At 32.5% G+C, this 12,226-nt stretch carries 8 protein-coding genes and 2 pseudogenes; 9 read left to right on the top strand and 1 reads right to left on the bottom strand.

The features are described from left to right. Positions 1–627: 627 nt before the first annotated feature. Positions 628–1,257 (bottom strand): imidazole glycerol phosphate synthase subunit HisH, encoded by a 630-nt coding sequence (gene hisH, locus ACP6PM_RS09380; protein WP_426583948.1) that lies wholly within the window; start codon positions 1,255–1,257, stop codon positions 628–630. A 365-nt stretch (positions 1,258–1,622) separates the two neighbouring features. Here hisH and ACP6PM_RS09375 point away from each other — a divergent pair, with 365 nt between their 5' ends. From ACP6PM_RS09375 to ACP6PM_RS09335, 9 genes and pseudogenes are all read left to right on the top strand, one after another. Further along, the gene (locus ACP6PM_RS09375) at positions 1,623–2,129 is read left to right on the top strand and encodes a pyroglutamyl-peptidase I family protein (protein WP_426583947.1); all 507 of its coding nucleotides are present in this window, start codon (positions 1,623–1,625) and stop codon (positions 2,127–2,129) included. 1,561 nt (positions 2,130–3,690) lie between these two features. After that, positions 3,691–4,230 (top strand): annotated as a pseudogene (locus tag ACP6PM_RS09370) (ribonuclease III domain-containing protein); the annotation flags it as partial. 170 nt (positions 4,231–4,400) lie between these two features. Then, the gene (locus ACP6PM_RS09365; protein WP_426583945.1) at positions 4,401–4,523 is read left to right on the top strand and encodes a putative dsRNA-binding protein; all 123 of its coding nucleotides are present in this window, start codon (positions 4,401–4,403) and stop codon (positions 4,521–4,523) included. Between the two features lie 29 nt (positions 4,524–4,552). Next, positions 4,553–5,254, top strand: a complete 702-nt coding sequence (gene rnc / locus ACP6PM_RS09360) for a ribonuclease III (protein ID WP_426583943.1) — start codon at positions 4,553–4,555, stop codon at positions 5,252–5,254. Between the two features lie 2,064 nt (positions 5,255–7,318). Further along, positions 7,319–8,746 carry a reverse transcriptase family protein gene (locus tag ACP6PM_RS09355; protein ID WP_426583941.1) on the top strand — a complete coding sequence of 476 codons (1,428 nt, stop codon included), beginning with the start codon at positions 7,319–7,321 and terminating at the stop codon, positions 8,744–8,746. An 87-nt stretch (positions 8,747–8,833) separates the two neighbouring features. Continuing rightward, entirely contained in the window at positions 8,834–9,394 is a 561-nt protein-coding gene (locus ACP6PM_RS09350; protein WP_426583939.1) for a MerR family transcriptional regulator, read from the top strand. Between the two features lie 398 nt (positions 9,395–9,792). Beyond that, positions 9,793–10,152, top strand: a pseudogene (locus tag ACP6PM_RS09345) (Uma2 family endonuclease). 187 nt (positions 10,153–10,339) lie between these two features. Next, positions 10,340–11,767 (top strand): hypothetical protein, encoded by a 1,428-nt coding sequence (locus ACP6PM_RS09340; RefSeq protein ID WP_426583937.1) that lies wholly within the window; start codon positions 10,340–10,342, stop codon positions 11,765–11,767. Between the two features lie 134 nt (positions 11,768–11,901). Then, a complete protein-coding gene (locus tag ACP6PM_RS09335; RefSeq protein WP_426583935.1) occupies positions 11,902–12,078 on the top strand; it encodes an element excision factor XisI family protein in 177 nt (58 codons plus the stop codon). The last annotated feature ends 148 nt before the right edge of the window (positions 12,079–12,226 follow it).

The following is a 12,226-nucleotide window of genomic DNA, read 5'->3' as shown; positions in this document are numbered from 1 at the left end:
CTATCAAAGGATTTGAGGATTTATAAATGTCCTAACCTTAATGCGTAGCGCTATAATTGGTACAATTCTTTGTGCCATACCCTGGTATTTTTTCCCTTGAAGAGACTATTTGTTAAAGGAGGGTTAAATCCTTGTTTAAGGTAGGTTATAGCAATTTCCTCCAGTATGGCTACACATTATATCTCAAGAATGAAATCATATAATCTGCCAGGAGATAAGCAGTGTAGCCTAAGTTTATAAAATTGGTATTAGGCAGAAAGATATCCTTTTGTTGACTGAGAAAATTGTCTACTTTAACCCACTAATATAAAGCATTCTAGTCGTCTTAATATTTGGTTTATAAACAGTCTATAATCACCTTTTGTGCCATAAATCAGGTTTATAACTCAAAAATCTTTCAACAATTAATAATTACTTCTCCTTAAAAAGAAGAGGATTTGCTAAAAACATTTTTTTCTTTTTTCTCCTTTCAAGGAGAGGCTTTCAACCTTAATTATTTGCTCAATATAAATAATAGGATAAAAGGAGAAGGATAGATTTGAAAAAGAAAACAAGAAACAAGCAAAAAAAGATAAAATCTAAATGGCTTTTAGTTGATAAGTTAATAGTTATTTAGTTAGTTAAAGCTCAATTTTCAGGGGTCACTTTACTAACAAAATTTGACAAAATTTGTAGCCCAATAGTGGAAGATTTTTCTGGGTGAAATTGCACTGCTATTAAATTATCTTTTCCTACTGCTGCGGTGACAGTTTGATTACCGTGGGTTACCGTTGCTGCTGTAACTTGAGAGTCTGTGGGATCAACATAATAAGAATGAACAAAATATACCCAGGGTTGAGAACCTATTTCATTCCACAATAAATGTTTTGGTTGAGTAAATTTTAGTTGATTCCAACCCATTTGTGGAATTGTCAGATTGGGTTCAGATTTAAACTGACGTACTTTTCCAGCAAGTATTCCTAAACCTGCTTCTTGACCTTCTTCGCTACTTTCAAATAATATTTGTAAGCCTAAACATATACCTAAAAATGGTTTGCCGAAAGCAATAATTTGTTTAATAGGTGTTTCTAAGTTGCGTGTTCTTAAATGTTGTACTGCTGGATCGAAAGACCCTACTCCGGGTAAAATAACTGCATCAGCTTGTTCTATTTCTATTGGAGAATCTGTGATTTTGGGGGTTGCTCCTGCTTTTTCTAAGCTTTTACAAACGGAGTGCAAGTTACCCATATCGTAATCTATGACTGCAATAGTTGGCATTAATTTATTTTCCTTGTTTTGTGTTTGGTAGTTTTACGATAGCATTTCTCAAGTTACTGAGGTACAGTTGTTTTTCTTATTTTTTATTCCCTAGTCTCTACTGCCTACTCCCTAAAACAAACGAATTTTTACCTAACTTAGAGATGGGAATTACTATATTATAGTCAAAAAATTATATTATGTTCGCTTAATTAGCGATCAAAAACTTTTTCCTCATAATACCTTATTTTTTCTTTCTCTTCTCCCTCCTAAGTTCAGAGTTCAGAGTTCTGAGTTTTCCCTAATTATTTATAATTGTTCATCCGGACATGATATTAGTATGATTTAAAGGATTTATATTTTTTTATTTGGTGTGAATTTGAAGAATGAAAATAAAATTTTTACTCACATCGTTTGATATTTGGAAACCCGAACATAAATTTAATTCTTCTGATGACTTACTGGCTGCGATATCTGTTCAAGAATTAAGTGATTATTCTCTAAGTTTTATCAGAAAGTTGCCTGTTGATTCAGAAGTTGCTCCAGAAATTGTGATTTCTCAAATCAAAAAATTTCAGCCTGATATAATTGTCTGTTGTGGGATGGCAGAAAAACGGGAAACTCTTACAATAGAATCTCAAGCAAATTCTGGAGCAGAGGTGATTAAAACTTCTATTGATTTGTCAAAGTTAGTGGTCGGTTTAGATGTAACTGAGATTAGTAATGATGCTGGAAAATTTGTCTGTGAGGATTTATATTATTCGGTTTTAAAGTATCTTGATGAAGGTTGCTTAAAAAGTAAGTGCATTTTTGTCCATGTACCTATATTAACGGGAGTTTATAGGGATTTAATAGTGGGAGATTTTATAAAAATTTTGTCAAAAATTTCTTGATTAAAAAGTGCTCAGCATTCAGCTATTAAGTATTGGTAAGTATCTAATTTTTGATAACCGATAGCTAGTTAATTTGATTATTCAATCTTGATGATCCATTGCTTCTTAATTTAGTGATTAAAATTATTATCCAGTTAATTTGAGGCTGAATTTCAACAGGATATTTTCTGAAAATTTTGTCAAAATTTTCTTGTGAAAAAACTTTTGGTATTCAGGATTTAGCAAGGGGCAAAAATCTAATTCTTTATGCTCTATAGCTAGTTAATTTGATTGTTATAATTGTCGCTAAATAAATGCAAAAAATAGCTCAAACTTAGGAATAGGAAGAATTACAACTGTTTTATACTATTAATTTCTATAATTTTTACAGATTAACGGTTTTGAGGATTTTTTGAAGTTATAAAGCGACAAGTCTATTAAATATTGATGAGCGATCGCTTCTCACTTACTGAGTAAAATTATTAGTCAGTTAATTTTAGGCTAAATTTTAATAGATAATGAGGTTAGTCCAAAAAAAATCAATCTGAGAACCATTGACAAAAATTTTATCTCTTTGCTATGGTCTTAATCAAGATAGTATAGACCATTAGTATCTATAGCTATTTGTTGGCTGCTGTCTCATCCGTGGTAGATGTGTATCCTTATTTGTCTATCCTGGTTTGTAATTAATATCTAGCAAAGGTAACGATTTGGTAAGTAGGTAGTTGAAAAGACTAAGAGCTGATTCGTAAATTTAGTTGAAACTCTGATCTGAGGAAATACTTACGAATTTAGGTTCTACTGAACTATAATTTTCAAAATTCTTTCTCTACTAGATAGTAACGACAAACCAGGATAAACAAACAATGAAAAACAGGAATTATTACAATTCTTGTCCTAATCATCTCAAAGAACAAAAATTTACTATTTGTTGACATTCACTTAACTATAGTGCTAACTTATTTTTAAGTGTAAGCTGTAACCTTATCTACCGTAATTTAACTATTTCGGTACGAAATAATAAGATTTCAGCTTAAACCTAAATAAACTTTAGGTGTAAAAAAATGATCAAATCATTAGTCTCATTATATTGTTAATTTCAATTCTTATTTTGCCCTATATTGTCAAAATTTTGCCAACTTACACGGTAGTTTATTAAACCAAAGAGTATATAGAGGAAAATTAAAGTTATGAATAACGTTTATATGAACTAGGTTTTGACTGTATTGAGATTCCTACAACAGAAAAACAGAGTGTGGATAAAAAATTAATAGCTGACTGTGAAAAAGAACTTTCTTCGACTGTATCTGCTGACATCCTAATTTTAATTACTGGAGGTGGAGACTATAAAAATCTTGTTTGTAAATGGAAAGCTTAAGGTAAAAAAGTATTCATTTTGGCTAATTCAAAGAATGCCAATCAAAAATTACTTAGTGTTGCTAACCAATATTATTTTGTAGAGTAAAAATTACCAGAATTATTTCAAGTACAAACCAAAATTATGCAACTAGCATAATTAGTATTTACGATTTAATTTTGGGAAATTTGTAAATCAACTTGAAAGAGACTATGATTCCAGTAAATACAAGAATTAGTAAAGGAAAAACAAGTAGTTTCCAGACTTCTTTATCAAGAACAATTCCGCCATGAAGTTCCCCAGAATATTTCCCCTGAAAAAGAGAAAAGTATTAGAGATAGGTTAGAAACAATACTGGAAAAAATACCATTTCGAGATGTTTCTCTTTTACAAGATGCTTTGATTCACTCTACATATCTCCAAGAAAATTTGAACAAAGCAAAAGAAGTGAATGAATATTCTGACCGTTTAGAATTTATCGGTTATAAATTGCTATCATTTTTGAGTGCAGAGTACCTTTATCATCATTATCAAAACAAAAGTAAAGATGAAATAGAAAACTTACATTTGATTTTGGGAAAAGATCGACAGTTAGCCAAATTTGCCAGAGATTTAAACCTCGGAGAATATATATTACTTGGCAAGGTAGAGGAGGCAAAACAAGGATATGAAAATAATTTATTACTTAGTCAAATTTTTACATCGGTGATTGGAGCTTATTATATTGATTCGGGAGTTGAAGCAGTTCGCAATTTTCTAGAGCAAATGTTTACTAATGCTCTGGAAAATCCTCTTGATTTAGAGGCAGAAAATCAGGAAATTAAAAGAGAAAACTATAATTCTAAAATAGAAAATTATAATCCCAAAAATTATTTTCAAGAGTGGGTACAGAAAAAAGGAAAATCTACAGATGTGCCTAGATATAAAACTGACAAATGTGGTGGTTCAGACCATCAACTAGAATGTATGGTGAAGGTAAAGGTAGAAGTAAAAAAGATGCAGAAAAACAGGCTGCTGAAAATGCACTAGCTAAATTGAAACAAGAAGGATTAATATAGATAAACATCAATAAATTTAAGATTGGCAGATGATAGATAAAATACCCGAATTTAAAAATCCAGAACTTTTGACACAAGCTCTAACCCACCGCTCCTATTTAAACGAAAATTCTGGGGATGAAGAAGACAACGAAAGTCTCGAATTTCTCGGGGATGCCGTACTAGGTTTCTTAGTAGGAGAATTACTATATAGAAGATATAAAGAAGAACATGATTTAAAACCCAAAGAACTGACTCGCCTCCGGTCACTTTTAGTAGATGAAAAACAATTAGCAAAATTTGCACTTCAATTAGGAATTGGTGAAAAAATGCGCTTAGGTAAAGGTGCAGAAAAAGATGGTGGTCGGCAAAATCCAGCTTTACTTAGTGATACTTTTGAAGCAATAATTGGAGGCTATTTTCTTGACTCAGGAATTACCCCACTACGTGCCTTTATCAAAAAGTTATTTAGACCTGTTGCAGATGATATAATTTTTCCTGATTCTGAGGAGAATTCACCACCAAATGATTTAGTAGATACTAAGGGTAAATTTCAACAGTGGGCATTGGCAAAATTTAGAGAAAATCCTAAATATGAATCTAATGATGGGGAAGGTCCAGACCATGCTAAAGTATTCACTGCTGAAGTTAGAGTTAGGGGAAAATTATATGGAGTTGGTAAAGGGAATCGTAAACAAGAAGCTGAAAAACGTGCAGCAGAAAAAGCTCTTAAAAAAGTAGGATTAATTTGAAGAAGGAAGAGGTTGAGAGGGAAAAAGAAAAAAGTAAAAAGTTAACTTGAGTAAGTATTATCATTTATGATTTTTAAGATCTTAATTTTTTGGCTGGGAAATTAAGCAAGCAAGAATTAACAAGGAATTTGGGGAAATTTCTAGGATTAATTCGTGTTAAGATCTCAATTTTTTGGCTGGGAAATTGAGCAAGCAAGAAGGAAGAAGTAAAATTTAACAAGGATTATAATTTGGTTGTCCTAAATAGTAATAGTGTATTTTTTAATTTCTTCTCATACTCCCCACATTTCTCATATAAAATCCGGTGATACAGTAATCTTATTCATTACTTCCTCTAATCAATTTTTCTATTACATACTAGTTTCAAAATTTATGCTATTCAAATCCTTTCGTTCATTCTCAATTCTCACTTCTCAATTTTGCATCCGAGCGCAATGCGATAACTAATTACCCAGATTGTATATCACACTCTCTCTACCATTAGCATGCATCATCACCTGTAATTCATCCATATTAATATCTGAATTTTTCAGAAGCAGGAAGAAAGGAATAAGGAATTTGGGAAACCTCCAGGATTTATCAAAATAATATGGGTCTAAAACCCCGCCTTTTAAGACGAAATATTTTTCGAGCCTTGTTCAAATCCCCGTTATAAAAATAACTTCTGTACGTCGCAAATCCGACGGCTCCCCTATCTGACTTCTGACTTCTGACTTTGTTAATCCTGTTAAGATATTAATTTTTTGGCTTTGAAATCAAGCAATCTAGAAGGAAGAAGTAAAATTAAACAACTATTATAATTAATCCATATTAGAGACTGTTTGTAAAATAAGTCTTAACAGAGCAAATAATGACTAAAATCTAAAAGCGGTAGTACTTCAAGAGATTGAAATTTCCTAGATACCAGAGGTTTAAAGGTACATATATTCCCAGATTTTTAACTTACAAATAGTTGTCTTGATTTCTTCCTCCCTCCATACCTATTCCCTATTCCCTGTTCCCTGTTCCCTGTTCCCTATATCCTTTTTATATTTCCTTTACAAACAGTCTCTTAATATCTGAATTTTTCATAAGCAGGAAGAAAGGAGCAAGGAATTTGAGAAACCTCCTGGATTTATTTTTCTTAATATCCGAATTTTTTGATTTAGAAATTTTATTGATGTTTAGACTAGGCTAATATCATTTCAGTCAATGAAATATTTAATATGATGTCTCTTTGAATACCTATAATAAAAACTTTTGGGAAAAAGAAGTAGGCAGCATGAATAAAATTTATTTGCAGAGCATTTCACCAGAGGAAAATATACTCTATTGAAAGACAAGAAAATTTTTATTATGACTAATTAATGAGACTTGATATAACTGGGTGCATTAAAATAGTAAAAATTTCCAAATTATACATATAGATTTTTTCTACTCTCTGAGGCTTTTTAGTAAATAAATTTTGACTTAAAAAAAAGATGATTACTGATACAAAATAAAAATATACTCTATTGAAAAACAAGAAAATTTTTATTATGACTAATTAATGAGGCTTGATATAACTGGGTGCATTAAAATAGTAAAAATTTCCAAATTATACATATAGCTTTTTTCTACTCTCTGAGGCTTTTTAGTAAATAAATTTTGACTTAAAAAAAGATGATTACTGATACCAAGACTAGTTGATAAAAGTCGATCGTAAATTATCTCTATTGCTTATTGAGCCTTACCGAATAATTAATAATTATTAATTAAATAATTAACCCTTTAAAGCTTCTTCTTTCAAAGGGGAAAAAAGTGCTAGGATATTTCCTTATATTCAATTCCCGTAAGGTTTTAAACAGAGGTAATTATCAATTAATGAATTATTGCCTCACTCCATAATCAGTCTATAATAACCAGATTTGGTATAATAGCTAAATACTAATTTCTATAAAGAATTTTTGACTTTTAACTTTTAAGTTAAAATGACCAAATAAATAAAATCAATAACCTCCCTTTTCAAAGGTATAAAAAAGGAAATTTGGGATTTTCTTGCCTCCTATTACTAGAGGTACTGATAACTGATAACTGATAACTGAAATGACCGATCGCCCACGCTCCCGCAAAGAACTATATGCTCGTATTCGCGAAATAGGCCGCGAAGAATTTATCTTGGCAGAAATGATTCGCTATGGCTTTTGGCCCGAAGGTGAAGAAATCCCCCAAGACCCCGCTGATGAAATTCAGCGTCGTGGGGAGCTAGAAAAACAACTCCGAAAACTTCGCCAAGAAAATGCCCACCTTTTCAGTCAAAAGAAACTGCGTCAAGAAGTCTACAAACAAAGATTAGCTGAGTCCCGTCGCAAACAACAGGAAACTAAAGAACGTCGAGAACGAGAAAGACAAGAACGCGCCGAAGCATGGCAAGAACAAAAAGAAAATAACATTATTTATCTAGGGGAAGGTGTATCTGGGGGACTTAATAATATTGATGGGAATATCTCTCGTCTCGAAAGTTACAACCTCCCTATCCTCAACACTGCCCAAGATATAGCTACTGCTATGAATATTACTGTCGGAGAACTTCGGTTTCTAGCATTTTCCCGCCCTACTTCTACAGTTTCTCACTACATTCGATTCAAAATTCCTAAAAAAATAGGGGGAGAAAGACAAATATCTGCTCCGATGCCACGTCTGAAAAATGTTCAAACTTGGATACTTGACAATATTCTCTGTAATATTCCCCTCCATGAAGCAGCACATGGTTTTCGCGCCGGACATTCTATTCTTACTAATGCCGAACCTCATGTCGCTGCGGATGTAATTATTAATTTTGACCTGAAAAACTTTTTCCCTTCTATTTCTTATAAGCGAGTCAAAGGGTTATTTTTTTCATTCGGTTATTCTGAAGCTACTTCTACTATTTTTGCCCTCCTATGCACCGAACCTGATGTAGCAGAAGTAGAATTAGATGGACAAACTTATTATGTAGCTCAGAGCGAACGCCACTTACCTCAAGGTTCTCCTGCTAGTCCGGCAATTACTAATATAATGTGTCGTCGTTTGGATAAACGTCTGAGTGAAATGGCAGGGGAACTTGGTTTTGTTTATACTCGTTATGCTGATGACCTGACTTTTTCTGGTTCGGGAGATAGTCTCCGACATATTTGCAATATTTTTCGACGTACTGAGTCTATTGTCAGCCATGAAGGGTTTACTGTGAATGAAGAAAAGACAAGAATTATTCGGCGCAAGTCTAGTCAACTTGAGGTTACTGGTGTAGTGGTGAATGAATTTCCCACTATTTCTCGGAAAGAGTTGAAGAAGTTTCGGGCAACTTTATATCAGATAGAAAAAGACGGACCCCAAGGGAAGAGGTGGGGTAATGGTGATGATGTGATATCTGCAATAGATGGTTTTGCTAATTTTGTAGCGATGGTCAACCCCCAAAAAGGTGGGGAGTTAGTGGCGCGGGTGAAAGAAATTAAACAAAAATATGCTGTGAGAAGGAGGGGAGTAGGGGAGTAGGGGAGTAGGGGAGAATTAAATGTACTTATTAATACTAATACTAGCAGAGTTAATATTCTAAAATCTAAAAACCCAGACGTTATAGTTATGACTGTAGAAGAAGCAACTACAACACAAGCAGCATTTCTACTCAATATTTCTACAGGTAGATTACGAACACTACTTAATGAAGGCCGTGTTCGAGACGCTTACAAAGATGGTAGACATTGGATGATTCCATTAAACAAACGGGGAATGCCAGAAATTACACCAGGTCGCCGTGGTCCTGAAGGCTCTTGGAATAAAAATAGGCGTACAGCTAATACTTTTGTTCATGTTCTACGAAAGACTATAGATTACAACCGAGATAATGGAACTTCTCATCCAGCAGTTGCTGTCAAGGTAGGAGATAAAAAGGATTATTGCCACGCTCTGAAAATTCATGGACCTTGCCAAATCATTTATCAACCTCATCAACCTAATAATAGTCAAGCTGGAGGTGCCCGTTTGTGGATTGAAGTAGAACCGGAAAATATAGTAGAGCGAGTATACTTTAGTGATGGAGACTATGGTCCCCCACCAGAAGTAGTTCAACAGCGAGCAAAAAATAAAAAGAACAAATCAAAGACTCGGAAAAAAAAGTCAAAAATTAAAGGAAAAAGGAAGTAGTGATACTTAGATATTTTCTGGTAGGAAAAATGTGTCAAAGTCAGTCTAGATAATGGAACTATGTCGATGCCTTAAAAATGGCTAAAACCGATGCTTATATGGCTAGAACCGATGCTTATTTAGAGTTGATATCTTTATTGATGTAAAAATCTTTGCTTATCTAAATTTGAGCCTATTTTCTGGCTTTCCAAATGTTTAAGTCCCACTAAAAATAATCAATTATCCAAGATAGCAATCTGCGCTTATTTTATAACATTCCTTCTTTCTTCTTCCTTACTCCTTCTTCCTTAATTATTATGAATCAAACAGTAGAAAAAATACGTTGGAATATTTACGATTTAGATGTATTACCTCAAAATGAATTAAATATATATGAAATTATTGATTGAGAATTATTCGTGACCAAAGCACCCCACCGCCGACACCAACAAATTTGTGGGAAAATTTTTTGGCAACTTGATATTTGGTCAGAATCTAATAATTTAGGTGAAACTATTATTGCTCCTGGCATTATTTTTTCTGAGTCAGATAATGTTTGCCCAGATGTGGTTTGGGTAAGCAAAGAAAGACTATCTCAAATTGAAGGTGAAGCGGGTCATCTCACAGATGCTCCTGAGTTAGTAATAGAGGTATGATCTCCTGGCAAAAATAATGAGTGTCGAGATAAAGAAGCAAAATTAAAATTATATTCAGTGGAGGGAGTAAGAGAGTATTGGATAGTTAATCGTCTCACTAAACAAGTGGAAGTTTATCGGTGAGAAAATGCCAGATTAATTTTAGTGGCGACTCTATTGGATGGGGATGAAATAACTTCTCTTTTATTACCAAATTTTTGTTGTTCTATCAGTCGTTTTTTTCCAGATTGAAAAATTGATACTCTACTGATTTGATAGGGTAGATTATTATATTTAAACAAATTATAAACATAAAATGGGGTACTTAGTTATGGAACCTATTAGTATAATGTTAGCAGCAATGATAGCTAGTAAAAGTCTTGAAAAAGTCAGCGAAGGAATAGGCGAAATAGCATGGGAAAGACTAGATTCTTTCTGGCAAATAATGAAAAAAAAACTTGAAGAAGACAGCAGAACACAGCCAGTATTGAATCAGTTAGAAACAACTAATGATGAAGACCCACCAAATCAAACTTTAGAAGTAATTGCTGAAACTGTAGAAGAAAAAATTGAAAGAGACCCTGATTTTGCTAGAGAAGCTCAAGAAGTTAAAAATATATTTGAAAAAGAACTTGAATCTAATTCTTCACCGGATGTTCAAGAGTATGTAAGAGAAGTAAAGAGACTTGCTAATAAAATAGAGTACCTACAGAAAGACATAGATCAAGTCAAAAAGGAAATAACAATAAATGTTGATAGAGGTGACTACTTAGGTCAAGATCGAGGTATTCTTTCAGGAAATAAAAAGATTATATATAATTATTATGGAAGTCAAACAGGAATAAAATCCCAAGAAAACATCAAGATAAATAACTACAACTACTTTTTTAAAAACGAAGAATACACGGAGCGTATCCTAACTCAAATAGAACAAATAAAAGGAAAAACTACTCAATTTTTAACAGTGAAAGGAAGTATGGAAGAGTTAGATAAAATTCGTCAACCTCGTTCAATATCAATAGATTATATAGAACAGGAGTTGGCAGTTAGATTACCATTGTCTTTTTTGGGGGATGCTTCCTTTAGGCGACTAACAAAAGAAAAGAAAAAAGATGAAATTAATCAAGATAGGGAATTAATTTCTCTAGAAAACTATTTCAAAAAAATTAGAGAAATAGAATCTAAAGTAGGTAAAAATGCTGAAGAAGATGAGATTTTGCTCCAATCACTTGGAAGTATAGCAGACGAGATAAATCTTAAAATATCAAAATTAAATAACTCATTTATTCTAGCTTTGTATCCAGCTTCATCTAGCAAAGAGTTAGTTACAAATATGGTTTATAAAATTGGGTATAAGCAAATTCGCGAAGAGGCAGAAACTCATTTGAGTGTTATTAGCAAATTAGTAGATAAGCTAAATAAATTGATGGAAAAATTTGATATAGAACGACTGAATGAGAAACAAAAAAGTGAAAGAGATTTATCAAACAATCAGAACAATATGGTTCTAGTTCAGGCTTTAGTCGATAAATTCAAAAATGGAAATCCTGAAGAAATCAGAAACTACCTTGACGTAATAAAAGGCTCGATCAAAGATTCTAACAATGAGAAATCCTCTGCTACTAATGATAATGACAAAGATAATGAGAATATCTATGTTTTGAGTGCTGATAGTGTATTCAATACTCTTATTGAAAGATATACTAAGGATGCAAGAAATAAAGATAAAGAAAAAGCTGAAAATAGATCGGGAAGTTGAGCTTCTTAACAGAGTTTAATTATGAGTTACCTAGTTGTCAAAGAATAAAACTACACAAGAATAAAGTAAAGAATGGATAAATTAACTGAATACCCCAAAATTGTCAAACAAGTTTTAACTTAATATGTGGAACTATGCAAAAAAAATCAAATAATAATATTGAAAATTTGCTGATTATTGACAAGTCAAATACTAATTATATTTGGATAAATTTAGGATGGCAAAATGTAGAAAGAATCACAAGAGTCAGCTATCAGCAATTACTGATTAAATCACTGTCTCGATCGGGGGAATTAGTCTTCAGAGATTGAGGGATAATTAAAAGTATCAATAAAAACCCATACCTTAGCATTACTTCTCTTTAAGAGACTGTTTGTAAAATAAGTATTAAGAGAGATGCGTAGTGACTAAAATCTAAAAGCGGTAGTACTTCAAGAGATTGAAATTTCCTAGATACCA

It is taken from the genome of Dapis brunnea BLCC-M229 (assembly GCF_050015995.1).
Taxonomy (GTDB): domain Bacteria; phylum Cyanobacteriota; class Cyanobacteriia; order Cyanobacteriales; family Microcoleaceae; genus Trichodesmium.
The sequence above is the reverse complement of the archived record's forward strand: the minus strand, read 5'-3'. Positions and strand labels throughout refer to the sequence as shown.